The following is a 23,998-nucleotide window of genomic DNA, read 5'->3' as shown; positions in this document are numbered from 1 at the left end:
TTCATGGAAGTGAATCAAAATGAGGAGTTCCAAACTCCGCAGGAGGACGCGCCCGTAAAGGCCGCTCCTAAAAAAACCAAATCAAAAAAAGCGGTTAACGCCGAAGCAACGGTTGACGAAACCCCTTCCGTTGACGTAGCACCCGTGGTCGAGGCCGCCGTTGAAACGCAACCGGTGGCTGAAGAAGCCGAGGTACTTGTTGAAACCGTAACGGTGCAACCGGTAGCTGCCGACGGTGCGGCTCCGGTAACGCTCGAAAGCCTGCTGGTTGACCCCAAGCAGCGGACGTTTGCCCAGCTGAACCTCTCTGAAGAAGTGCTTCGGGCCGTGACCGACATGGGATTCACCTCGCCTTCGCCCATTCAGGCCGAAGCCATTCCGGCTATCATGACCGGTCGCGATGTGATCGGACAAGCCCAAACCGGTACGGGTAAAACAGCCGCGTTCGGTATTCCGGCACTCGAAATTGTGGACCCAAGCGAGCGTCACGTACAGGTGCTCATTCTGTGCCCAACCCGCGAATTGGCGCTTCAGGTAGCCGACGAAATGCGGAAACTCTCAAAGCACAAGCGTGGGGTTAAGGTCGAAGCCATTTACGGTGGCGACTCTATTGAGCGGCAGATTCGTTCCCTCAAGAGTGGGGTTCATGTGGTAATCGGGACGCCCGGCCGCGTGATGGACCACATGGAGCGGAACACCCTGAAGCTCGACAATGTGAAGATGATGATTCTCGATGAGGCCGATGAGATGCTCGATATGGGCTTCCGCGAAGACATCGAAAGCATTCTGGAAGACATGCCCGAAGAGCGCCAGACCGTGCTGTTCTCGGCTACCATGTCGAAGCCAATCATGACCATCACGCAGCGGTTCCAGCAGGACCCGATTCTGGTGAAGGTGATCAAGAAAGAGCTGACCAACACCAACATTGAGCAGGTTTACTTCGAAGTAAAACCCAAAGCGAAGGTGGAGGTAATGTGCCGTTTGATTGATACGTACGACCTGAAATTGTTGCTGGTATTTGCCAACACGAAGCGTAAGGTCGACGAAATTGTGGAAGACCTTCAGGTACGCGGCTACATGGCCGAGGGCCTGCACGGCGACCTGCGGCAGGCCCAGCGGAACAACGTGATGTCGAAGTTCCGGTCGGGTACGACTAATATCCTGGTGGCTACCGACGTGGCTGCCCGTGGTATCGACGTAGACGATGTAGACGCGGTAATCAACTTCGATATTCCGCTTGACGAAGAATATTACGTACACCGGATTGGCCGTACGGGCCGGGCGGGTAAGTCGGGCCGGGCGTTCTCGTTTGTGAGCCGCGATGAAAAATACCGCTTCCGCGAGATCCAGAACTATACGAAAGTTCGGGTTGAAAAAGGCGTTATTCCTTCGTTTGAAGACATCGTTGGTCTCCGCAAAGCCCGTTTTATTGAGCAACTGCGCGAGTCGATCACCTCAAGCGAGGACCTGCACCTGTACAGCGATATTCTGACCCAACTGCACCACGCCGGTCTTTCGACTGAGCAAGTGGTAGCCGCTCTGGTGAAACGCAGCATGGGTATCGTGAAAAATGAGTTTTCGGATCAGAACCTGGGTCTGGAAGACGACCGTCGCGAACGGCGCGACCGGGGCCGGGCTGATGACCGCTTCGGTGACCGTCGTGAAGGAGGTGGCCGTTTCGACCGGAACGACCGGTTTGGCGGTGATCGCAATGACCGGGGTAACAGCCGCTTTGGCGACCGCAACGACCGGGGTAGCAGCCGTTTCGGCGACCGTAACGACAGGGGCGGAAGCCGCTTTGGCGACCGCAACGAAGGTAGCTTTGGTCCACGTGATGGCGGTGGCCGCCGGGGCTATTTTGAGAAAGATAACGCCCGCCCACCCCGCGAGCGCGATGCCAACATGACCCGCCTGTTTGTGAGCATTGGTCGGCGCGATTACGTGCGGCCGGGCGACATTGTCGGGGCTATTGCCGGCGAAGCCAACATTCCGGGTGGTAGCATTGGCCACATCGATATTTTCGACAAGCACACGTTTGTCGATGTACCGAGCGACATGGCTAACCGGGTTGTTGAAATCATGGACGGTAACTCTATCAAAGGTCGTCGGGTAGGCGTTGAAGTCGCCCGGTAATCTGAACAGTGTCAATAGCAAAAAGGCCATTCCCTTGCGGGAATGGCCTTTTTGCTGTAATCACATCGATCAGTCGGCTATTCAAAATAATAGCCGAAAATAATATTCATCTCGTCTTCGCTGGTGAGGCCAAAGCCAACGGTTCGGTTAGTATTGTTGAAATAGGTCACCTCAGAGGTAAGACCCTCGCCCGCTTTGAGGGCAATGGGCGTCGTGAAGGTTACAATTTGGGGATGCTCCCAATCCGTGTTGGTGTAAATTACTTCCCCGTTACGAGCCCCACCTTTAATTTTGATCACAAACTTTTCGCCAAGCTTGTGCGTGTGCGACGTAAGTGCCAGAATCATGCGGGGTTTGGTATAGATAAAATCTTTAGTGATGGTTCGGCGCTGACCGGCTGGCAATGAAAAATTGGTGTTGGCTTCGTTCAGCGTTTTCACCACGTTAACCACCTTCGCTTTATCAACAGTGTAGAGGTTCATCGACACCTCGCCGGGCAGGGGTGCTCCCGTCTTATTTACATAGTGCGAATTCAGGTCGAGTGAGGTATTGGCCGGAATCAGTAGTGCCGAACCAGCCGGGAACGTGTAGTCGTAGGTCGGCGTTTGTGTACCTGCCACAAAAATGTGGTTCTGCATGGATAGATACGTGAGCAGGTTAGCCGACCCATCGGGATTACGCAGGTCACGGACTTGGTCCATAGGAGGCACGAGCGCCTGGTCTTTGAAGCCGTAAGCCACAAAATGGTGGCTGTTGGGCCGCATTTTAACCTGAATCCGGTTAACATAGACATCGGTAGCATTGCCCACCGACCGTCGCATAAACAGTTCCCGTTCAAAATTAGGGGCCACCGAAAACTGGGGCAGGTTCATCTGGAAACCCTGCTCAACGGCTGGTTTAGGCAACACCTCAAACGGAGCGTAGGTTACGCTAGGTGTTTTGTCATCGAGCAGGCTGGCATCTACCACACTCCCCTGGCGGGGGGCACCGGCTTCAATCCAACGCCGGACAAACTCAACCTGACCCACACTCAGGGGGTCCATACCAAGGGGCATCAGGCTACCGTACTGCTTGCCGCCATGATGCGCCGGGTTAGGGTCAAATTTATGAAAGAGCAGGCTTTGCGCAGACGTAAAAGGCTTCACCCGCATCAAACCATCGGTTTTGGCCGCACTGTTTCGGGGCTGTACATTCACCAGATTGGTGTAGGCCACAGCCGCCGAGAGCACCAAACCATGCTGCGCAAACGAGGGGTCTTTGTCCGACGCGTGGCACCCGGCCGTAGCGCAGGTAGGCGTCAGAATCCGCTCCTGCAAGAGGGTAAAGCTCGACTTCTCGGCCGATGCCGTCTCGCCAGCTTCTTTACCTGTCTGACAGGCATTGATTAATAACGCACTAGCGGCCAACGCCGTAAACAAAACAGGGCGCATAGGGTATAGTTAAAAGTTTACGGTTTAGAGTTTACAGTTCGGTATTTAGTCTGTCAGACCGTAGTTGTTCAATATGCTTCTTACAATCGAAGAACGAAATGCTGCCGAGGTTGTTCGCGCCGGAAAAAAACCAGACCGAGGGCAAACAAATCGACCGATACCGTCACGGCCGGATGCTCCTGAATCGTTTGCCAGGCCTGCTCCATCTCGGCCGACCAGTGAATATCATCGAACACAAACACCGAGTCGTTATGAATCCGTTCTAAGCAAGCCGTAAAATACTGAATAGTAGGCGTATATCGGTGATTCGCATCAAAAAAAACCAGATCAACCGGTGGTAACTGAGCCAAAGCGGGTGCCAGCGTCTGATCAAGGTTACCTACTACCTGCCGCACATTGGTACACCCCAATTGCGCAAAGGTTTGGCCCGCCAGAGCAGCCGTTTCGGGGCAGCCTTCAAACGTGACAACCTGCCCGCCCATACCCTCAGTCCCTTTGGCCAGATACGCCGTAGTAACGCCCAGCGAGGTGCCAAAATCGAGCACAGTACGGGTCTGAAACCGTTGGGTAAGCCGGTACAGCAAGCGGCCATATTTGTCGGCCTTGAGCGATTTGCGGGCAATGGAGCCTATCGACCGATGATACTGCCCCGCCCCGGTACCGAAATCGGTAACGTGGATCTGGGATGAGTTCGAGCAAAGGTGCTCCCTCACCTGCGCAATGGGTGCGTAAGCAGGGGCGTTTCGGTCATCAACACGAATAGTACGCGTGTACAGATCGTACAAAAAGGGCGAATGGAGAGAGTGCTCGTCGCGGGCCGCGAGCCAATAACGGAGGTACGCTTGAATCAACTTAATTTAATCTGAACGGAACCACCATGGTGAATTCCGGGATGGTAATGTGAAGGCGCTTGCCGTCAATAACACGCTCAATCAGGTACGAACCAACCATTTTGCCCATGCTGGAGCGCAGATTACAGCCCGACACATATTCGTGCACCTCGCCCGGCTCAAGCACAGGTTGCTGACCCACCACCCCTTCGCCTTCTACCTCGCGAATGGTGCCGTTGGAATCGTAAATGGTCCAGCGACGCCGAAGCAGATGTACGGTGTAATCGCTGGCATTCTCAATCGTGATTCGGTACGTGAAAACGTAGTGCGCCTGTAAGGGGCTGGAGTAGTCCGACTGATACTCGGTTTTCACACTCACCCTGATACCTTCCGTTACTGCCGAAATCATAATTTTAGGCTCATTTTGACAACCTTAGAACGAAAATTAGGTTGTTAAGTTTACTTTAGCAAGTGGCTCTACCTATTTTTTTTGCCTTCACTCTGGCGACCTATATACGTCACGCATTGGGTGTCGCGCCCGGGTAATTAGCCTCTATCATTGCCCTCATAACGCACAATCCGCATGAAAGTTGTCATTGCCGAATCGTGGCAGAAACGGCTACAGGCCGAATTTGATCAACCCTATTTTGTTAAGTTAGCCCAGTTTGTCCGCGATGAGTACAGCACACAGCGTGTGTATCCGCCGGGCAAACTCATTTTCAACGCGTTTGATAAATGCAGTTTCGACGACACCCGGGTGGTAATTCTGGGGCAAGACCCCTATCATGGTGAGGGGCAGGCCAACGGGCTGGCATTTTCGGTGGCCGATGGTATTACCAAGCCACCCTCACTGATCAATATTTTTAAGGAATTACAGGACGATCTGGGTAAACCTATTCCGAAATCGGGCAACCTCGAACGCTGGGCCGAGCAGGGTGTTATGCTGCTCAACGCTACCCTGACCGTACGGGCCGGGCAAGCGGGCTCGCATCAGGGTAAAGGCTGGGAAACCTTTACCGATGCGGTCATCAAACTGATTTCCGACGAGAAAGAGCACGTTGTTTTTCTGCTTTGGGGGGCCTATGCGCAAAAAAAAGGCGCCGTAATCGACGCCCAAAAACACCTTGTCTTGACCAGTAAACACCCCTCACCCATGGCCGCCCAGTGGGGTGGCTGGTTTGGCAACAAACACTTTAGCCAGGCAAACGAGTATCTGACCAGCAAAGGATTGGCACCGATTGAATGGTGAGGGATTTGTAGAGACGCAAGATTTTGCGTCTCACCGCCGGATGGTTTTGCCACCGCAGAAACATTGCTGACGCAAGTGAGACGCAAGATTTTGCGTCTCTACTGAATAATGCTAAACAGGCGGCTCCAGCGGATTTTCTGCCAGAACGACTCTGGATTCGGGTCAATTGACATCCAGACAAATACGGCCTTACCCACAATGTGGTCTTCGGGAACAAAGCCCCAAAACCGCGAATCGAGGGAGTTATGCCGGTTGTCGCCCATCATGAAATAGTAATCCTGCTTGAACGTGTACGAGGAGATCGCCTTCCCGTCAATCGTAACGCTGTTGGCCGTCACCTCCACTTTGCCGTTGTCTTCGTACCGCTGAATCACCGGCCCATAGAACGCAATGGTCTGTGGGGTGAGCTGAATAGTCTGCCCTTTTTGGGGAACCTGCAACGGCCCGAAGAAGTCCCGGTTCCATTTGGTTTGCTCACCACCGTATACCCCAAAGCCCGTTCCCGGTTGATCGACAAGTAATGTAACGGCCTTAACGCCTTCAACCGTTTTAAACTTCTCGGCAGTTTCTTTAGTAGTAATAACCTTATAACCAATAAGCTCATTTTGCTTAGTAGAGTCGTTGAACTGCTGCCAGGGTTGCCAATTTAACGTGTGATTATTTGGGTCAGGATCTCGATAATCATTAACGACACCAAACTTTCGAAAATATTTATCTTCCCAACTTTGATCAGCGGTAAATACGATATACTCATGCTGAACCCCAGGCGGAGTCGGCATTGGCTTTCCATTGATGAATACCTCCTGACTCCGCAGCTCGACTACGTCGCCCGGAATACCAATACAGCGTTTGATATAGTTGGTGCGCAAATCAGGTGGGTACTGATCTTCAATGGGGTAATTAAACACCACTACATCGCCATTTTTTACACTCGTGAAGCCCGGCAACCGGAACGATGGTAACTGGAGTGCTGTGCTGTACGACGGGATTTCGGTGCCCCATATTTTCTGGTGCGTCAGCGGCACCTGCAAAGGCGTGCGCGGAGTGCGCGTACCGTAATGCAGTTTGCTCACAAACAGAAAATCGCCCACCAGCAAGCTGTTTTCCATGGAGGGCGTCGGGATGGTAAAAGCCTCCATGAACAACCACCGGATCAGTGTAGCTGCCACAACGGCGAACAGAATTGAGTCGAACCACTCGCGAAGGGGCGACTTTTTAGGCTTTTGTTTCGAGACTGGTTTTTGCTCCGTTATTGCCATAATAAAAAAAGTGAGCAGTTGGCAGTAGCAGTGAGCAGTTTAGCTTTCGCGCCTGCCTACTGCCATTGCTTACTGAGTACTACATTCCTAATAAATCATCCATACCAAATATACCCTGCCGACCCGCAACCCACTCAGCGGCAACCACGGCCCCAAGGGCAAACCCCTGCCGACTGTGCGCCACGTGGCTGATCTCGATCCGGTCTACCTCCGACTCATACCGAACCGTGTGCGTACCGGGCACTTTCCCTTCCCGGATCGACTCGATCATGACCGCTTCGTCGGCCTCGGCCACACCTTCGGCCTGCTCCTGCCAACGCGTTTTACCGGGCAAATTAGCCATAATCCCTTCAGCGAGCGTAATGGCTGTGCCGCTGGGTGAGTCTTTCTTTTCGGTGTGGTGGATTTCGGTCATCGACACCTGATACGACGGGTACTGGTGCATAAACTGGGCCAACGTTTTGTTGAGCCGGAAGAACAGGTTTACACCAATACTGTAGTTCGATGCGTAGAAAAAGGCACCGTTTTTTTCCCGGCACAACGTTTCAATGGCGGGCCGCTCATTTAGCCAACCGGTGGTACCGCACACAACCGGCCAACCCCGTTCAAAACAGTACGTCAGGTTGCCCACTACTGAATCGGGCGTGCTGAACTCAATTACGGCATCCACGGCATCGTTGGCCAGAGTATCCAGTTCGTGCCGGTTGTTCACGTCAATCCGGCCAACAATCTGGTGTCCTCGTTCGAGCGCAATCTGCTCAATGGTGCGCCCCATTTTGCCGTAGCCGAGTAAAAGAATATTCATTTTTTAAAATTCAAGGTTAACCGGACACCCGGCACCGCAGTGCCTCCTACCGAGCGCACGTTGGGCCGTATGCGCAGGGTCAGGTCGTCCGACAGGTCAAATGTTTTCAGGTGAGCGGCCACGTTGGCCTCCACCGCATTGAGCGCCCACAGCGCCACCGTGATAATCACGTTCATGTCCCGGTAACGCTGGTACAAGCTCGTGGCGCTTTTGAGCTGGGCAATCCCTAACCGCTGCTCGCTTTTCCGACTTCGGATGTACACCAAAGCCGTACCTTGTCCGGGTCCATTGGTGGTATCATTGTAGGCAACCCGGTAGGCATTTTCAAATTTGAGGTACTCCCGGTTGTTATCAACCAAAAAGTAGATCGACGTGCCAATGCCGGCGTAGATCAGTGGTATTTTCCAGAAATCGCGGTTGTAAGCCTGTCCTAAGCCGGGCAGCATGATAGACCGGAGCGTTGCCTTCCGGGGAATAATCGTCCGGCGTAGGGCTTCCTGTTTTGCCGACAGGGGCTTCGCGCCTGCCGTATCAATGCCTGATGGCTCGGTGGTCAGTACCGAACTGCCCACCCGAATGCTATCGGCACCGGCCGGCCGCAGTGTATCGGGGGCAGCCCCCGTTGTTTGCGCTTTGGCCCCCTGTGCCCATATACTCAGTGCCACCCCGAGCACCAGCCCCATCCTTACCCCTCTCATGGCCCGCTGTTTACGACGCACTGGAATTCAGAACCAGCAGAATCTTGTCTAATTCTTCCTGCGAGGCAAACGGAATCTTGATTTCGCCTTTATGCTTCTCGTCAGCCTTGATCGACACCTTCGTACCAAACATCGACGAGAGCTTAAACTGTAAGCTCCGAATCTCCTGTTTGGGCAAGGTCACCCGCCGGGCCGTTGCCCCTTCGGTTTCGTCGGCCAGGTTCCGAACAGCCTCTTCCACCTTCCGCACCGACCAGTCTTCCTCCACAATTTTCTTAAAGAGTTTGATCTGGGTTTCGGGGTTGTCGATGTTGATAATCGCCCGGGCGTGGCCCATCGAAATCACGTTATCGCGCAGGGATGCCTGAATCACAGGTGGCAGTTTGAGCAACCGGATGTAGTTGTTGACCGTTGTCCGGTTTTTGCCAACGCGCTCGCCCAGCTCCTCCTGCTTAAGACTACACTCCGTGATGAGCCGCTGGTAGCTCAGGGCAATTTCCATGGAGTTAAGGTTCTCCCGCTGAATGTTCTCGATGAGGGCCATTTCCAGCATCTGCTGGTCGTTGGCCGTCCGAACATAAGCGGGTATATGAGTCAGTCCGGCAATTTTGGATGCCTGCAACCGGCGTTCGCCTGAGATGAGCTGATACTGATCTTTACCCAGTTGCCGCACCGTAATGGGCTGAATAATGCCCTGCACCCGAATCGACTCGGCGAGCTCGTTGAGGGCCTCTTCATCAAAGCGGGTTCGGGGCTGAAACGGGTTTGTTTCGATGTATCCGAGATTAATCTCGGTCATGGTACTGATGGCCTCAAACGGCGATGGCTTGGTGTGTCGGCTGCCCCCATCGCTATCCTGCAACAAGGCGCCCAATCCTCGTCCCAGACCCGTCATTCGTTTTGGCGCTTTGGCGTTCGAAGTATCCATTGTAAGAGTTTATAGTTTTCAGTTTACAGTTTTCAGTCCATGCAGTACGTGGATCTCGACAATCACGGCCTGCAACTGTAAACTATAAACCGTAAACGTTTTTTAACTTTTTCAGACGGCCATGTCCTGGGGCATGATACCGTTTTTGACTAAAATTTCGCGAGCTAAGTTCAGGTAGCTGATAGCGCCTTTGCTATCGGCATCCTGAGCCAGCGCAGGCACCCCAAAGCTGGGTGATTCGCTCAGGCGAATGTTGCGCGGGATGATGGTGTTGAATACCATCGACTGGAAGTGGGCAGTTACCTCACCAACCACCTGATTTGACAAACGAACCCGTAAGTCGTACATGGTCAGCAGGATACCCTCAATCGACAGCTCCGTATTGAGCCGCGACTGAATAATTTTGATCGTGTTGAGCAGTTTGCCCAACCCTTCGAGAGCGAAGTATTCGCACTGTACCGGGATAATAACCGAATCGGCGGCTGTGAGCGCGTTGATGGTGATCAGACCCAGCGAGGGCGAGCAATCGACGACCACAAAGTCGTAGTCATGCCGGATATCGTTGAGAGCCTCTTTCATCCGCTCTTCGCGGTTTTTGAGGTTGATCATCTCGATCTCGGCCCCGACCAGGTCAATATGCGACGGCAGCAGGTCGAGGTTCGGAAAGTCAGTTTGCAGAATAGCGTCTCGCGTCCGAATATCCTCGATCATGCATTCGTAGATGCTGTTTTCGATTTCTTTCGGATTGTAGCCAAGCCCCGATGTGGAGTTGGCCTGCGGATCAGCGTCAACAATCAGCGTTCGGTATTCGAGGGCGGCCAAACTGGCAGCCAAATTGATTGTCGTAGTGGTTTTTCCGACGCCCCCTTTTTGGTTGGCGACAGCAATGACTTTGCCCATGGGTTTTGGTACGTTGCAGTGTCAAAGATGCCGGATGCATTTTGATATTCCAAGAGTGTTCCACGAAAATGTTTCACAAATTTTGTTAAGGGGGATACAACAAAACCAGCTTCTTCATTAAAGACACCATACCTTAGTATATCTTGAAAAGAGTACATCTCAAGCTTCACTACCAAGCCAAATATATACTAACACTATATAGATACACAACTTTTGTAACTAATGACGGCTTAAAAAATAATTTACGCTTGCTAAATGAGACGTGACTTTTAACTAATCAGTTACATATATTTGTAACGTTTACAGATGATCACTTTCCATACTTTTCCCTTTACATGCTAAGTTTTAAATTATTCAGTTTCCCACCAGGTCAAGATTTCGTCCCATCAAAAGAAACCAAAAACTTTTGGCTCTATACTAAAAAGAGCAAACGCACATTTGGCGGAGTAGTGCTACCTGGGCTATTCGAAACTATTGGCTACCCGACTCAAATGATAGCCTTCTTTGCCATTCTAGTGTTAGAGATTATTCCCACTATTTACGGTATTGACCAAGGCGTTATGTGGGAAGCAATCGCTGCTGCTATTTTCATTGACATTTTCCTGGCAGTAGTGTCTCATGCTTGGCACGACCGTATTTGTCGGCATCAAAATGAATTAGTTAATGCAGACAATGAGGTTCTTAAAGAAGACTTAAGACGAAAAATAAGCAAGTACACACTATACACAAACTTTTTCTACGTGGTCATAATTGCATCAGGAATTATGAAGTTTTACTTCTTTTATGATGCATACATGACGCCAGACGCCATTGCCGGAGCTGTGCTGGTTTGTTACTTACTGGCATCTATTCTTCACGTAGCATACACAGGCTATTTTTTGTACACGTCCCGTTTCAATTACAAAATTCAATCGGAGTATAGCCGGTACGTTAGTTCAGGCGGTCAAAGATTTAAAGACAGTACGGGTACGATACAACAGCCGCTATTTATTAATGGCAGCACACCTCAAGTAAAGCCAATACAAGTATCAGCAGGCAATCATCACATTTATCCAAAAGATGAAAATCATTTTGTTATTGAAACAACTGGTGTATTGACAGACCGTGAACTGGCCGATTTAATCGTGAAACAGCCCTTTGACATACAAGGACTCATTGCCCGAAAAGGATTACAACGCCAAATGGAGATTCTTCAAACCAGCTAACACACCATGAAAAAAATCTACATTCTCCTTTCTTTACTTATTCTATCCACGGTTTTACCCGGCTGCAAAAAAGACCCTCCTGCTGTACGAAATAGCCTCAACATCGTGCTGTCGGATTCGTTAAATGTTGAATATGATGACGATAATGTAAGCCGAATTCCCGAGTCAATTCGTGAGCTGTGCGCGGTAATATCTGCGGATGAAAAACAATGTACGAAGACGTATATCCTTGATCCAACCTTGGTCCGGCCAGATCAAACATCCACCTTTTCAATGAAAACTACCATTGAAAAGGGCGGAACCAAGAAGACGGGGAGCCCAACAGTTATCGGGAAATTAATCAGCAAGAACTTTGACGAATTAGAAGTTCCTAAAGTATTCGCGAATCCTGCCCGTAGCGGTACTGCTGACTCACTAACCCGATGGTTGATAAAGAATGCAAAAAATGACTCCATTCTTGTCTATTCGAATTCCTTCAATGAATACCGCCTTGGTAAAAAATCGTACAGAGTATTTAGCAATGTAGACGACATCAGAACATACATACAGAAAGTGCTATGCGCGAATGACAGAGCAAACTTTACCGTTCTTTACAATCCGCCTGCACCAATACCCCATAACCCTCCTCCGCCACCAGACCCACCAACTCCCGTGCAACCAGAACCACCTGGCGCTACCGGTGGGAATAATAATACTGGCAGCAAAAAAGAAGTAGGCAGTCGGATTATCACCAAAGTCAAAACAGAAATTCCGTACGGCATTTGTAATTACGAAACGCACACGTTGCACGAAAAAGTGCTTGACGAAAACGGAAACGTGCAGTTTGGTAAAGTGCTCGTTGTTAATTGTAAAGCCTGTGGCTACGGCCGGTAGTCTATCCATCCATTCCATTTACTACTACACATGATTCGTATGATTCCCGTAGCCCTATGCGTAGGGTTACTGAGCCTGAGTGGGTGCGCGAAAAAGGCCATCGTCCGATTTACGCAAAAGCCAGCCGAGCTTCACTCTTCCGATGCCCTTACACAGCTAATGCTTGTCAACAAATCACCTAAGATTGTGCTGCGGGTCCCAAGACCCCAAGATGATTTACGATATAATGGCGTCACGTCTAAGCCGACCGAACCAATCAAAACTGGGCGTCAAGTAGTGGTCAAAGAACGGCGCGGGAAAGCAGCGACGAAATACACCGAAATCCAACAGCAATACGACGAGACCGCTCTTTACAACGCTATCGAAAAACAACTTTTCAAAGAAGGGTTCAGCGTACGCGATAGAGCACTGTTCAATCAGGTATTGCCCGGCGAGAGTTATAAGAAAATTGGTAATCAGACCGACACGGACCTCATTCTGGAGCTCATCAGTATTGAGCGCCCCGTTGGCTACAATACCAACGTTTGTTACGTTCAGGACGGCGACTCGGAGCGTAGTGTAAAGATGCGCCAAGACTACAGAACATTGGGTGGCGCATCGGTTGAATTCAAGTTGATTCAGGTGAAAACCAATCAGGTTGTCGGGAATTACAAGATTCATTACACCCCTTGTACCGATGATGCCTGCCGCGGGTACTACAAAAAAAATACAGGTTTCAGAGCATTTCAATGGGTGCGTCCCGGCGAAACAAAAGCTAAAATTACGGCCTACGAAGCGATTGACCAGAACGACTTAGAATCGTTCATGGCCGATGCAACACACCAGTTAGTTCAAACGATGCGTTAACCGATACCTCTGCACCATGAAACACCTTTTACCTGTCATACTGCTATTTTTCGTTTCCGAGCGGAGCCTTGCGCAGGAAGCCATTTACTTTGCCAACGGCGATAAGCTACCCAATGCACGATTGGCCGATGCTACGGAAGACAAAGTTGTCCTGAGTGTAAAAAGAGACAATGGCCCAAGTACATACAGCTTTCAACGAAGCAACGTTCTGATGGCTTTCAATGCCGCAGGTGATTTTCTGGTGATTTCTACATTACCGGCCGATGCAGCCTCAGCCCGGCAACAAATCGAGCAGTTCTCTACTGCTAAAACGTCAAATCGGCAGTCTGACTTTCTGGTAAAAGCCGTTCCATTTACGGTTATTCCGGCAACTATTTCGTACGAAAGTGAGCAGGTTATCAACTACAAGACGCTCCAGGGCACTGCCGCATCTATCAACAAAGATGAGTTGGTAATGGTGTTGCGTAAAGATGGCCGACACCAACTCATTATGGCTCCTACCGACGTGGTATCGCTCCTGCCAACCATTCGTCAGCAAGTATTGGCGGGGGGCGCACCCGAACCGGTTAGCACCGTAGCTAAAACAGAACCCACGGTTCCCGTTGCGGCTACCGGAACCTCCGAAACAGTTGTTTCGGGCCCCAAACCCAATACATCAGAAACGGCTAATGTGCCAGCTGTTGTTGTGGTAGTAAACACAGGGCAACAAGCATCTGATCCTTCTACCCCCGCTGTCAATTCGCCAGTAAGTACACCAGTAACGGCAGTTGCTGTGGCCAAAGCAAGACCTACCTTGAGTGATTCAGAATATGAATCGTACAGAGTCAAAGCGTTACAGCGCGTTGATGAGTTCTCAGGATACCTCAATGTCATCACGAATAAATCAATTCCTTTAGATCGACGCGATCAAGCCATTGAGCAAGCAGTACGATTATTCATGCCTACTGCTACAATTGAAGTTACCTCTACCAACAGACCCGGCTCTCGCCGATACCCAATTCGGGAGTACCTGACCCGCTTGAAATTACTCCCTTACAGTCGAACCAATATCGAATGGTCCGAAATTCAATATATCAGGGAGTTAACACAAGCTGCTGACGGCAACTATTACGGTACTATCACTGGTCAACAAACCTTTACGGGTTACGGCGGCCCAGGAGGACGCAATGTTCTCTACAGCGACGTAACCCAAAAAAATGTACGGGTCAAGCTACAGTCGTATGAGAAAACCGTAAACGGTGAAGGGCAACTCAACTGGCAGGTATTACTGGGTAACATCGGAGTGGCGAATAATTAAGCCCTAAACCTATACGGGTGTGGACGTGCGAGCGATCAGGTGGATAGTACTTGCCCTATGGTGGGTTTCATTTATAAGCGCAGGAAATAGCCGGGCAGACAATTGCCTCATCGTATCAGGAGTTGTGCTGGATTATAAAACCCGGCAACCTATACAAGCCAGCTTATCCGTTAAGCTACCTACAGGGCGGGTTTTGTTGGGGCAATCAGCCGAAGGCTCGGGGCAGTTTCGAATTGACCTCGACTGTAGGGCAACCGTATTAATTATTGAGCATACAGGCTATCACACTCAGCAACTCTCTCTGTCCAACCTTTCAGCGAATCGATCAGCGGTCGTTTTCGGAGTTCTTATTCCTCTTGTAGCCTTAGATAAACAAGGGGTCGATCAGCTGTACCAACAGTCGGCACAACGACACTATGAGCAGCAGGGAAGCCCAAAGATGGGTATGCCACAGCGTGGACTCTTTACCGTAACCGATGCCCTTACCAACTCTCCTTTACGAGTCAAAGCATGCTTATTTTCAACGAACGAACAAACAAAACGCTGCTTTGATACGGATAGCAAAGGTTTGTTCCGCGCATCCTTCTCAAAACAGGATATCGTAGCTCTGGAAATTCAGCAATCAGGTTATCTACCTTATCAGGGAAATATTGTCATTGAACAGCTTGATGGGCAGCAACGTACACACTCCATCAAGCTACTACGGGAACTGACAGTAGTGTCAATACAAATTCCGCAGGGTCAACAGAAGGTAAACGGAGAGCTACAATCTGTTCGAGACAACACAACCACACCTCTACAAAGTGTACCCGGCGTGGATAACCAACTGTGCACCTACATGATTCAGCCGGGGCAGTACAAGCTAACCGCGAAACACACGACCGGCGTTGCCCGCTACAGCCAACCACTTACGATTCGAACCGGTCTTAACGTGATTGCGCTGCCGGCTATAGCCCCTCCCCCAAATATTTCGGCCGGTGCAGCTACCTCAACGGCGCGCCCTCACCTGACGGTATCGCCGAAACGTGTCTATCGCTTGCCCGACGAACTGCCTTTGATCTACTTCGAACAGGGCAGCTATCTCCTCGATGAAGAGGACCGCGACCTGCTACGGCAGGTAGGTGTATTTATGCAAACACACCCAGAGTATCGTCTAAAAATCATTGGCCATACCGACCCTGAAGGCGATGAACAAATTAACCGCTACCTGTCTGAGCTCAGGGCGCGAATGATCAGCAACTTCTTGTTGTGGCAGGGGGTGCCCGAAAAGAAAATGGCCTGGAGTGGTCAGGGTAGCCGATATCCTATTTCCCCTCGTGACACAGAAGAGAATAAAGCTAAAAACCGACGGGTTTTTCTAAAACTTGAGATTGATCAATGAGACAATTCATTCGCAACATTCTTATGCTGGGTGTATTGGGGGGGACTGGTTGCAGCCATACTCCAGATTTACCCAATTCGATTATTCCAGCAGGTTGCCGTCTTGGCCTGGCCACGTATACCTACGAGGGGTATTCCGATTCAACGGCTTATGAGTATGATTCATTTGGACATCTTACCAAAACAACTGCTATCCGCAAAGAGAAGGGACGCATTACCCGGCAGATTAGCCAGTTTTTTGGCTTCGGCCCCGATCACTACTTAAACAGCCGCACCGACCGGATTACTACGTACACAAACGGCCTGCCAACCATTACGGAAGGGGCCTTTGTGTATGAATATCAAGGTACACCAAAGCAAATTCAGTCTATTCGCCGAATCAGCGGCACCGTACCAAACGATTCTCCCTGGACCACTACCTATCAGTACACAGGTAACCAATTAAGCCAATATAGAGAAGTAGCAGCTTCAGGTACGTTGCTAACAGAGATATCGGTAGGCTCCGACGGGCGCCCCATCCGAATCCAACAACCGAAATTCCAACTTATAGACCTCACCAACGGCCTGATTAGTCGCACGGTTAGTGGCAAAGACACTACCCGATACACTTACGATGCACAGGGGCAAATAACCAACCAAACAATAAGTTATGGCGATACAGGCGAGCGTATCGAGCGAACCATCAGCTACGATAATCGTCTGCCTATCCGTACAGGTGAACTGCGCTTTAAGGGATTTCCAGAAAGCGACCTCAGCGCAAACGGCCGTGCCCGGAGCAATGTGCAGACCGAAACCATCCGGCGTTATCGGTCTGGTTTCTTGATTGAAAGTTCAATCCTACAGTACAATTACGCGTACAACGCACAAAATTATCCCACAGGGTATGCCCGGTCTGATGGAAGCCGCGCCCGCTTTTACTACACCAACTGCCCATGAGAAAACTATTACCTTTCCTTTTACTGCTCTCATCCGTCGCGGGCATGGCTCAAACCAAACCAAAGCCTATACCTAACCTCTCGAAAAGCGATCAGGCAGAGATCCGAAATATGGCCCGTAAACAAATTGAGAACCTACGGGCTCTGCTCAATACCATCACCTTCAGCGATGTGTCGGAGTTTGAACGAGACGCCGTGATCAAGAATAGTTTTTTGCCCAATGCTAACCAGATTTTCCTGAATGATGGGGTCATTGTTGAGGATGATATCAACCCTGAAAACACCGGTGCCGGGAAACCTGCCGATGTGCCTATTGAAAAATATCTACGCAATCTAGACCTCTTTTATACCAAGACAGAAGGGTTTAGTATTGACTTCACGGAGGTGATTCCCCGTAATGTTCAAAATGGGGCTGTTCCCTATCTACAAGTTTACTTTGTATCGACGTTTAAAAGTCAGCATAACCAGATAGCAAAGCCCTATCAGCCAACCCGACGAGTAGCCGAATTTCGGGCCGAGCGGGTTGGTAAAGGCTGGTCTGTGATGATTACAAGACTAGCGTTTGCGCCATCTGTAACTCCACCCCCACAGCCCCCTACCCCGGTTACACAACCGACAACGGTTTCAGGTCCCCCACCGCCTAATCCACGCTACCAACGGCAAGGGTGGCTTCTGATAGCCGGCGGGGTGGTTAGCTTAGCAGGTGGGTACTTGATTCACTCCCGCCTTCAGACCGACTATAAAACGTATACAGGAAAGGTAGATGTCTTAAACGCCGAATACGAGCAATGGCGTGAACTATCGCTCCAACCTACAGGAAGCCCCCTAACCCCGTTGAGTTTTACCTCTTTTTCTGGATCAAATAGCTATGCCGTGTACGGTGCCGGAGCTACCGGCGTAGGCTTACTGGTAACTGGTATAGGTAAACTGCTCAAAGCCCACAAACGTCAGAAGCAGCAAGCGAATAAGTAGTACCTGCCTTTGACTGATTTTCACACTATTTATCTCAACTCGACTCATGAGACGTATTCTACTTCTTTCCGGATTTCTCTTGGTCTGTTCCTTTCTGCAAGCCCAACCCCTCTCCTTATCTATTTTGTATGGCCCTCCGGATACACCACCCGAAACGTGGTCTACAGGCAATGTTTTTCAAGTGGGCAACCAGGTTGGAGATGTGGCCATTTACGCCCTGTTTGGGGGGAGCGGGACCCGGTCGTTCCAGATTTTCTCACCGGGCGAGAATATTACGAAAACTGTTTCCGGAACTGGCTATTTTAATATTCGACCAACCGGTAGCACGGTCATCGACCGAACCAAAATTCTGAACTTTTCAGGTACTGTAACCGGCTCCGTCAATATCACGGTTCGGACACTGCCTATAACCACACAACTTTCCGTTACAGGCTCAGTATCACCAGGCTCTACACTCCCCGTCTTTTTCAGTACAGGGGTAGGGACTTTTCCGATAGGGCTCGGCTTTCAGGTTCAGTTGCTCGACGCCAATGGTAATTTCATACAGAACCTAAGTTCAAACCCGGCTTACACCAGTCGGGAACCAGCCACATATAGTTCAGGCGACCTACGTTCTATTTCGGCTTCTTTGCCTGCCAATCTGGCCGCCGGCACATACCGAGTACGGGTAGCATCAACGGGCTTACCAACAACCATTACCGGGACTAACAGTGCCGCCTTTCAGGTTCAACCCTCCTTGGGTACTATCAACACCGTCATCACAAATATTACCCCCCATACTATCTGTGCAGGATATAGTAGCTCTATCGAACTTACCTGGACTGCTACTGATAATGGATTACAAACGCAGAATTACACCATTGGTGTCTATTCCGAAAATGCTACTTCGGCCATAAACCCTGTTCGACTAATTCCGAATCAGGGAGTGTATACATCTACTACCGGCACGGCAAAAGCGATGCTTGCCTCCACAACGCTCCTCAACTCGCTCCCGGTGGGCCGCTATAAACTGGCCATTCTGCACGCAACTGCTACAACCAATGCCAGCCTAAGTAATCTATTTGTAGTGGCAAGTCAACCGTCTGCTATTATCTCCGACGGCACCACTAATATTAATGAAGGAGAGGCCGCAAGCATTCGATTAACGTTTTCCGGGCAAGGGCCATGGTCGTACAGCTACAATGATTTAAGAAACGGGATCCAGACAGTCACAAACACAACAAACAACACGGTACTACTACCCATTTACCCAACAAGCGACTATCTGTTTAGTACGTCACGGCTTTTATCATTTAGTGGTTATTGTGGTGCAGGTACTGTCAGCGGATCTTCCCAGATTCGTGTATCGAGGTTAGCCTTGGCAATTACCGGAGTCAGTCACCCCAATACCTGTCCTGGAAATACCCTATCTGTCAGCTTTGCCGTTAGTGGCAATGTCGCTACGGGGACACGCTACAGACTTCAGCTCTCTGACGCATCAGGAAGTTTTGCCAATCCACGTGAAATAGCCTCGAGTACAAGTAGTCCACTGACCGGAGTTACCCCCGGAAATGACGCCCCCGGAACCGGCTACAAGCTACGTATTGTATCAGACAGCAACTTGCCTCCCAGTGCCACGGCCGATCTGGTATTTACCCGACCATCCCCCCCGTCGGTAACTGATTATGGCTTCTGTATAGGCAGTACACCACCAACAATCACGGCCATAGGCTCTAACCTACAATGGTTTAGTGCTGACGATACGGGGCAATCCTTTGGGAATACAGCACCAATCCCCCCCAATGACCGATCAAGTAGTTACCGCGTCACCCAAACGGTTAATGGCTGTCCGAGTAGTAGTGCGCTGATTCGTGTTATCGCAAACAGTAAGTCATCCGCCCCCGTAGTTTCCACACCGGTCACTTACTGCCAAAATGGGGGCGCGTCGGCGCTAACGGCTCAAGGCGTTGGCCTTCAGTGGTATACCGCAAGCCAACAAAGCCTTGGCTCCAATGCACCAGTTCCTAATACAGGAACTATAGGTAATCAGACATTTTATGTCTCTCAGAATCAGAACGGTTGCGCATCTGATTTAACCGCAATCGTAGTTACCATCACGGCACCACCGGCTGCTCCTGCGGTTTCTACACCAGCCTCTGTATGTCAATTTGCTCAAGTTTCGGGAACCGTTCTATCCGCGGCTGTTACAGGCCAGAATTTTCGCTGGTACCCCAACGAAACTGGCGGAGTTGGAAGCACTCAGGCCCCGACTCCACGAACAAGCACTGAAGGAGTCGAACTGTACTACGTAAGTCAGATTATTAATGGATGCGAAAGCAACCGAGCCCGGCTTCAGCAAACGGTTGTTAAGGCTCCCGACCGCCCGTCTGTTGCCGCCAATCCTGTCTTATATTGTTTAAACGATTCTCCCCGGTCTCTTACAGCATCCGGGACTGGCTTACGTTGGTATCAGCAGGCCACAGGTGGCACCTTTACCACCGACTCGCCAAGCCCAAACACCAGTCGTGTCGGAACATTGACCTACTACGTGTCACAGGTTTCCGTTAGCACTGGCTGCGAAAGCCCCCGTACCCAGGTCGATGCACAAGTGCTGGCTCAGCCAAACCCACCCGATGTGGTCACCAATCAGTTTATCTGCCAAAACAGCGTATCCACTCCCCTGCGGGCAAGTGGAGTAGGCTTACAGTGGAGCGGGCCGGGTATCACCGGAACCAGTAGCACAGCACCTATGCCACCCAATTCGACGGCTGGTACACTTACGTATCAAGTACGACAGCAGATAGGAAGCTGCCTCAGCTCACCATCAACCATTCAGGTAACCATACGACCTCAGCCGGTTGCCCCAATTGTAGAATCACCGTTAAAACTATGTCTTGGCACGGCAACTCAAAATCTGGCAGCTACAGGTGTCGGTCTTCGTTGGTACAATACTCCTGATGGTAGCGGCACAGCCCGTGACCAGATTAGCTTTTCGCCAAATGCAACCGGTATTTTCAATTATTATGTCAAACAGGTAGTGAATGACTGCGAAAGCCCACTCAGTCGGTTAGAAGTTCGCGTGTCGGTGCCCGCACGGGCAACTCTATCAGGCGACTCCATCGTGACACTTTATGATAGTACAGCCATCCGAATTCGTTTTACTGGTGATGCCCCTTATAACTTAGTTTTGTGGAATGGGAAAGCCATAACAACCTCAAACAACCCATTCATTGTTTGGGAAAAACCCACAGCCAGCACCACATACAGTCTGCGCTCCTTACAAAACGATTGCGGTATAGGTGATGTAGGCAATGCGTACCGATTGACAGTTTTAACCCCACTGGCCACCGATGATACGCCGTTTAAGCCGGGGCTTACCATTCAGGCTTACCCGAATCCTATTACCACCCAGGCCACACTAAAGTGGATTGCACCTGCTCGCGAAACAGCCACCATACACATTGTCTCCATGAGTGGTCAGGCTTTGTTTCGCATGAACCGTAAAGGTACCGGAACTCCACAAACTGAGTCCTTCTCAGTAGATAACTGGCCACCCGGCATTTACATGATAATGCTAGGCACAGCATCAGGTAAGGTAAATACCCGGGTATTCGTTACTCGTTAAATTACCTCACACGCCGGGCAAGGCAGATTTTCGACTCATTCGCTTTAACAGCATTTTACCCCTCATGCTTCGTTTTACTACTTTCGTTGCTTTGTTTTTGCTCGCGGCTCTGACAGTATCAGCCCGACCGAATGCGGCCCGACCAAACCGGGACGGTGAGCCAACCGCTAAGCCCTCTGACCGACTGTACGAAATTCGGATTTACTACCCAACACCGGGTAAGTACGCCGAAATCGTCGACCGGTTCCGGCAGTACACCACCAAGCTGTTTGAAAAACACGGCATGGAAAATATCGGCTACTGGACCCCTACCGATACCACCAACAAACAGTTGGTGTACATTCTGGCCTACCCCGATAAGGCCGCCCGCGATGCGTCGTGGAAAGCGTTTGGCAGCGACCCCGCCTGGAAAGAGGTAGTCGCTAAGACGGAAGCCAGAGGCAAACTCGTGGCTAAAGTCGACCAGATTTTTATGAAAGAAACCGACTTTTCGCCCAAGGTGAGCGTAAAGGCCAAGTCGCCCGTGCGGACCTTTGAGATGCGTACCTACACGGCCGCGCCCGGCAAAATGCCCAACCTGCTCGACCGGTTCCGCAACCATACCCTAAAGCTTTTCAAAAAGCACGGCATGACCAACGTGGCTTATTTCCTGACAACGGAGCCCACCGCGCCCGACGCCAATGGGCAGCCCCGGCTCGTGTATTTCCTCGCTCACGAGAGCGAAGCCGCGGGTAAAGCTTCATTCGACGCTTTCCGGAAAGACCCCAAGTGGTTGAAGGCGAAAGGTGATTCGGAGAAAGAAGGCCCGATCACGAGCAAGGTTGAGTCGCTGTATCTGGTACCGACCGATTACTCACCCATGAAATAACCCCTGTTCTATACGCAGCAAGGCCCCCGGCAACTGGTTTGCCGGGGGCCTTGCTATTTAACGTGAGTTGCGGAACATTGCTGGCGCACAGGGCTTCGACAAGCTCAGCCTGACAGGCGGCTCACAAATTTGTGGTCAGGCTGAGCCTGTCGAAGCCCTGTGCGCCAGCAACTAACTGTGGAAAAGATATTTGCAATATGCATTATCCATAACTCACGTTATTTAATCGCTTTTGTAGATACACCTCAGGCCGAGTGGGGCCGAGGCTTGATAAAAATAGACAGCCAGGTACGGCGTGCCAATCTGAAAAAATACGGTGTCAGCAACAGAAGCGTTGGAATAAGCCCAACGAGGTAGTAATCCAGATCCAGGTTCAGGCCCGTTACGAGTATCCAGAATGTAATGAGGGCGTAAGCGGTGTAGAACGCGTAACTTACAAACATGGAGCCCCAATAAAAGCCCGGTTCGGGAATGAGGTTCTCGTCGCAATGCGGGCAACGCTCGTGCATTTTGTCGAAATTACGGCTGAATGCACTCCCGGTTACGAAGAAATCGCCCTCGTGGCAACGGGGACATTTATTGAACAATATGGCATACAATCGGCTGTTTCTCATAGCGTAAGCCACCACCCGGCGGGTCGGCACGTGCGCGACAAAAGCGGGCGATTTGGCCTTACAAAGGTACGAATGCCCCCTGGGCCAGCCAACCACAAACCACCCACACTATGGTACAAATCAACGATTACCACCCGATTCCCGGAAGTCGGCCGGTGTGCGCCCGGTCATTTTCCGAAAGAACCGCACAAAGTACGATGGGTCGTCGAAACCAAGCCCAAACGCAATTTCCTTGATCGATTCGGCCGTATGGGTGAGCAACCGCTGGGCCTCGATCAGTAGCCGCTCCTGCCACAACTGACTGGCCGTTTTACCCACAATTTGCCGACAGATATGATTGAGGTAGTTGGGCGAAAGGTTCATCTGATCGGCGTACTGACGCACCTCACGCACGGTCAGAAACTGCTTTTCGAGCAACTCTTCGTACTTCCGGAGCCGGTCGTATAGCTGGGTATCCACACCCGGTTGCTGCTCCCGATACAGCCGACTGGCCTTTTCGAGCAGAATGTGTACAAACGACAAAAACACATCGGGGCGATGTGGTTGCCCGCCCTCGTACTCATCGAAAGCGTAATCGAACACGTTCTGAAACAAATCAGACTCGGGAATGTCGGACAGCAGGGGCTGGTGCTGATGCGAATGGTAAAACGGATACTGATGCAGCCGGTTGCCAAACCGACCTTTGAAAAAACTGGCCTCGAAAAACAGGTTGTAGCCGCGGGCATCGGCCGAGAGAGCCCAACTGTGAATCTGGCCCGGCGTCAGAAAATACAACTGCCGGGGTGCCACCTCGTATGTTCGGAAGTCGATGGTATGCGTACCGCTGCCCTGACTAATCCACATGACCAGATAAAACGTGTGGCCGTGGGGTTTCTCAATGCCCTGCACTTCCTGAACCAGCCGTTCGAGCCGGGTCATGTAAAACGGAGTATCGGGGTGGTGCCGGGGAAACGATTGAAGCTGGTAAACGGGTAGCATAGAACTGGATTTCCGACCAAATTATAACTTTATTGTTTGTTACTACGTGAATGCACAAGGAATAATACACACGCAGTACCGGCCATTAGATGTTGGACATTAGACGTTAGACCTACCTCTAAAGGTAGTAAGTCTAACGTCCAGTGTCTGAAGTCCGAATGTCCAGTACTGAAGAATACGCAATAGGTTATACC

The 23,998-nt window shown here is 50.7% G+C and carries 21 protein-coding genes; 11 read left to right on the top strand and 10 right to left on the bottom strand.

All coding sequences use genetic code 11. From position 1 onward, the window contains the following. Window positions 1–3 precede the first annotated feature (3 nt). A complete protein-coding gene (locus F5984_RS18710) occupies window positions 4–2,133 on the top strand; it encodes a DEAD/DEAH box helicase (RefSeq protein ID WP_152125750.1) in 2,130 nt (709 codons plus the stop codon). A 77-nt stretch (window positions 2,134–2,210) separates the two neighbouring features. Here the strand turns inward: F5984_RS18710 and F5984_RS18705 are convergent, their stop codons facing one another. From F5984_RS18705 to apaG, 3 genes are all read right to left on the bottom strand, one after another. After that, complete coding sequence (locus tag F5984_RS18705) at window positions 2,211–3,563, bottom strand: monooxygenase (RefSeq protein WP_246169152.1); 1,353 nt, start codon at window positions 3,561–3,563, stop codon at window positions 2,211–2,213. Window positions 3,564–3,643: 80 nt separating this feature from the next. Continuing rightward, the gene (locus tag F5984_RS18700; RefSeq protein WP_152125749.1) at window positions 3,644–4,414 is read right to left on the bottom strand and encodes an O-methyltransferase; all 771 of its coding nucleotides are present in this window, start codon (window positions 4,412–4,414) and stop codon (window positions 3,644–3,646) included. Window position 4,415: 1 nt separating this feature from the next. Beyond that, window positions 4,416–4,802, bottom strand: coding sequence for a Co2+/Mg2+ efflux protein ApaG (gene apaG / locus F5984_RS18695; protein WP_152125748.1), 387 nt, complete (start codon window positions 4,800–4,802; stop codon window positions 4,416–4,418). A gap of 174 nt (window positions 4,803–4,976) precedes the next feature. Here apaG and ung point away from each other — a divergent pair, with 174 nt between their 5' ends. Next, window positions 4,977–5,642 (top strand): uracil-DNA glycosylase, encoded by a 666-nt coding sequence (gene ung, locus F5984_RS18690; protein ID WP_152125747.1) that lies wholly within the window; start codon window positions 4,977–4,979, stop codon window positions 5,640–5,642. Between the two features lie 98 nt (window positions 5,643–5,740). Here the strand turns inward: ung and lepB are convergent, their stop codons facing one another. From lepB to F5984_RS18665, 5 genes are all read right to left on the bottom strand, one after another. Further along, the gene (gene lepB, locus F5984_RS18685; protein WP_185155566.1) at window positions 5,741–6,901 is read right to left on the bottom strand and encodes a signal peptidase I; all 1,161 of its coding nucleotides are present in this window, start codon (window positions 6,899–6,901) and stop codon (window positions 5,741–5,743) included. 79 nt (window positions 6,902–6,980) lie between these two features. Continuing rightward, window positions 6,981–7,706, bottom strand: a complete 726-nt coding sequence (gene dapB / locus F5984_RS18680) for a 4-hydroxy-tetrahydrodipicolinate reductase (RefSeq protein ID WP_152125746.1) — start codon at window positions 7,704–7,706, stop codon at window positions 6,981–6,983. Then, the gene (locus tag F5984_RS18675) at window positions 7,703–8,404 is read right to left on the bottom strand and encodes a DUF5683 domain-containing protein (protein ID WP_185155565.1); all 702 of its coding nucleotides are present in this window, start codon (window positions 8,402–8,404) and stop codon (window positions 7,703–7,705) included. The genes dapB and F5984_RS18675 overlap by 4 nt, the downstream gene beginning before the upstream one ends. 10 nt (window positions 8,405–8,414) lie before the next feature. Continuing rightward, on the bottom strand, window positions 8,415–9,332 hold the full coding sequence (locus F5984_RS18670; RefSeq protein ID WP_152125744.1) for a ParB/RepB/Spo0J family partition protein: 918 nt from the start codon (window positions 9,330–9,332) through the stop codon (window positions 8,415–8,417). 111 nt (window positions 9,333–9,443) lie between these two features. Continuing rightward, window positions 9,444–10,232, bottom strand: a complete 789-nt coding sequence (locus F5984_RS18665) for a ParA family protein (protein ID WP_019989998.1) — start codon at window positions 10,230–10,232, stop codon at window positions 9,444–9,446. A 335-nt stretch (window positions 10,233–10,567) separates the two neighbouring features. Between F5984_RS18665 and F5984_RS18660 the strand changes: the two genes are divergently transcribed. The 9 genes from F5984_RS18660 to F5984_RS18620 all read left to right on the top strand — a co-directional run bounded on the left by F5984_RS18660 (window position 10,568) and on the right by F5984_RS18620 (window position 22,212). Then, window positions 10,568–11,437: a hypothetical protein gene (locus F5984_RS18660; protein ID WP_152125743.1), complete on the top strand. Its 870-nt coding sequence runs from the start codon at window positions 10,568–10,570 to the stop codon at window positions 11,435–11,437. A 6-nt stretch (window positions 11,438–11,443) separates the two neighbouring features. Beyond that, a complete protein-coding gene (locus tag F5984_RS18655; protein ID WP_152125742.1) occupies window positions 11,444–12,310 on the top strand; it encodes a hypothetical protein in 867 nt (288 codons plus the stop codon). Window positions 12,311–12,340: 30 nt separating this feature from the next. Beyond that, window positions 12,341–13,156, top strand: a complete 816-nt coding sequence (locus tag F5984_RS18650) for a hypothetical protein (protein WP_185155564.1) — start codon at window positions 12,341–12,343, stop codon at window positions 13,154–13,156. A 16-nt stretch (window positions 13,157–13,172) separates the two neighbouring features. Continuing rightward, window positions 13,173–14,453, top strand: coding sequence for a hypothetical protein (locus F5984_RS18645; protein WP_152125740.1), 1,281 nt, complete (start codon window positions 13,173–13,175; stop codon window positions 14,451–14,453). Window positions 14,454–14,577: 124 nt separating this feature from the next. Beyond that, window positions 14,578–15,834 carry an OmpA family protein gene (locus F5984_RS18640; protein ID WP_152125739.1) on the top strand — a complete coding sequence of 419 codons (1,257 nt, stop codon included), beginning with the start codon at window positions 14,578–14,580 and terminating at the stop codon, window positions 15,832–15,834. After that, window positions 15,831–16,769 carry a hypothetical protein gene (locus F5984_RS18635; protein WP_152125738.1) on the top strand — a complete coding sequence of 313 codons (939 nt, stop codon included), beginning with the start codon at window positions 15,831–15,833 and terminating at the stop codon, window positions 16,767–16,769. The genes F5984_RS18640 and F5984_RS18635 overlap by 4 nt, the downstream gene beginning before the upstream one ends. After that, window positions 16,766–17,740: a hypothetical protein gene (locus F5984_RS18630; protein ID WP_152125737.1), complete on the top strand. Its 975-nt coding sequence runs from the start codon at window positions 16,766–16,768 to the stop codon at window positions 17,738–17,740. The genes F5984_RS18635 and F5984_RS18630 overlap by 4 nt, the downstream gene beginning before the upstream one ends. A 46-nt stretch (window positions 17,741–17,786) precedes the next feature. Next, a complete protein-coding gene (locus F5984_RS18625) occupies window positions 17,787–21,344 on the top strand; it encodes an Ig-like domain-containing protein (protein ID WP_152125736.1) in 3,558 nt (1,185 codons plus the stop codon). Window positions 21,345–21,408: 64 nt separating this feature from the next. Continuing rightward, window positions 21,409–22,212 (top strand): NIPSNAP family protein, encoded by an 804-nt coding sequence (locus F5984_RS18620; RefSeq protein WP_152125735.1) that lies wholly within the window; start codon window positions 21,409–21,411, stop codon window positions 22,210–22,212. A gap of 245 nt (window positions 22,213–22,457) precedes the next feature. Here the strand turns inward: F5984_RS18620 and F5984_RS18615 are convergent, their stop codons facing one another. Both F5984_RS18615 and F5984_RS18610 read right to left on the bottom strand, forming a co-directional pair. Continuing rightward, a complete protein-coding gene (locus tag F5984_RS18615) occupies window positions 22,458–22,826 on the bottom strand; it encodes a DUF983 domain-containing protein (RefSeq protein WP_152125734.1) in 369 nt (122 codons plus the stop codon). A gap of 120 nt (window positions 22,827–22,946) precedes the next feature. Continuing rightward, window positions 22,947–23,804: a helix-turn-helix domain-containing protein gene (locus tag F5984_RS18610; RefSeq protein ID WP_152125733.1), complete on the bottom strand. Its 858-nt coding sequence runs from the start codon at window positions 23,802–23,804 to the stop codon at window positions 22,947–22,949. Window positions 23,805–23,998 lie beyond the last annotated feature (194 nt).

Source organism: Rudanella paleaurantiibacter (assembly GCF_009184635.1).
GTDB lineage: Bacteria > Bacteroidota > Bacteroidia > Cytophagales > Spirosomataceae > Rudanella > Rudanella paleaurantiibacter.
Note: the sequence above shows the minus strand (reverse complement) of the source record. Positions and strands in the feature narration are given on the sequence as shown.

What these genes read in the sequence shown, in the direction of transcription:
- F5984_RS18710 (WP_152125750.1), top strand. Translation starts at nt 4, where the DNA reads ATGGAAGTGAATCAAAATGAGGAGTTCCAAACTCCGCAGGAGGACGCG.
- F5984_RS18705 (WP_246169152.1), bottom strand. Translation starts at nt 3,563, where the DNA reads ATGCGCCCTGTTTTGTTTACGGCGTTGGCCGCTAGTGCGTTATTAATC.
- apaG (WP_152125748.1), bottom strand. Translation starts at nt 4,802, where the DNA reads ATGATTTCGGCAGTAACGGAAGGTATCAGGGTGAGTGTGAAAACCGAG.
- ung (WP_152125747.1), top strand. Translation starts at nt 4,977, where the DNA reads ATGAAAGTTGTCATTGCCGAATCGTGGCAGAAACGGCTACAGGCCGAA.
- lepB (WP_185155566.1), bottom strand. Translation starts at nt 6,901, where the DNA reads ATGGCAATAACGGAGCAAAAACCAGTCTCGAAACAAAAGCCTAAAAAG.
- dapB (WP_152125746.1), bottom strand. Translation starts at nt 7,706, where the DNA reads ATGAATATTCTTTTACTCGGCTACGGCAAAATGGGGCGCACCATTGAG.
- F5984_RS18675 (WP_185155565.1), bottom strand. Translation starts at nt 8,404, where the DNA reads ATGAGAGGGGTAAGGATGGGGCTGGTGCTCGGGGTGGCACTGAGTATA.
- F5984_RS18670 (WP_152125744.1), bottom strand. Translation starts at nt 9,332, where the DNA reads ATGGATACTTCGAACGCCAAAGCGCCAAAACGAATGACGGGTCTGGGA.
- F5984_RS18665 (WP_019989998.1), bottom strand. Translation starts at nt 10,232, where the DNA reads ATGGGCAAAGTCATTGCTGTCGCCAACCAAAAAGGGGGCGTCGGAAAA.
- F5984_RS18660 (WP_152125743.1), top strand. Translation starts at nt 10,568, where the DNA reads ATGCTAAGTTTTAAATTATTCAGTTTCCCACCAGGTCAAGATTTCGTC.
- F5984_RS18655 (WP_152125742.1), top strand. Translation starts at nt 11,444, where the DNA reads ATGAAAAAAATCTACATTCTCCTTTCTTTACTTATTCTATCCACGGTT.
- F5984_RS18650 (WP_185155564.1), top strand. Translation starts at nt 12,341, where the DNA reads ATGATTCGTATGATTCCCGTAGCCCTATGCGTAGGGTTACTGAGCCTG.
- F5984_RS18645 (WP_152125740.1), top strand. Translation starts at nt 13,173, where the DNA reads ATGAAACACCTTTTACCTGTCATACTGCTATTTTTCGTTTCCGAGCGG.
- F5984_RS18635 (WP_152125738.1), top strand. Translation starts at nt 15,831, where the DNA reads ATGAGACAATTCATTCGCAACATTCTTATGCTGGGTGTATTGGGGGGG.
- F5984_RS18630 (WP_152125737.1), top strand. Translation starts at nt 16,766, where the DNA reads ATGAGAAAACTATTACCTTTCCTTTTACTGCTCTCATCCGTCGCGGGC.
- F5984_RS18625 (WP_152125736.1), top strand. Translation starts at nt 17,787, where the DNA reads ATGAGACGTATTCTACTTCTTTCCGGATTTCTCTTGGTCTGTTCCTTT.
- F5984_RS18620 (WP_152125735.1), top strand. Translation starts at nt 21,409, where the DNA reads ATGCTTCGTTTTACTACTTTCGTTGCTTTGTTTTTGCTCGCGGCTCTG.
- F5984_RS18615 (WP_152125734.1), bottom strand. Translation starts at nt 22,826, where the DNA reads ATGAGAAACAGCCGATTGTATGCCATATTGTTCAATAAATGTCCCCGT.
- F5984_RS18610 (WP_152125733.1), bottom strand. Translation starts at nt 23,804, where the DNA reads ATGCTACCCGTTTACCAGCTTCAATCGTTTCCCCGGCACCACCCCGAT.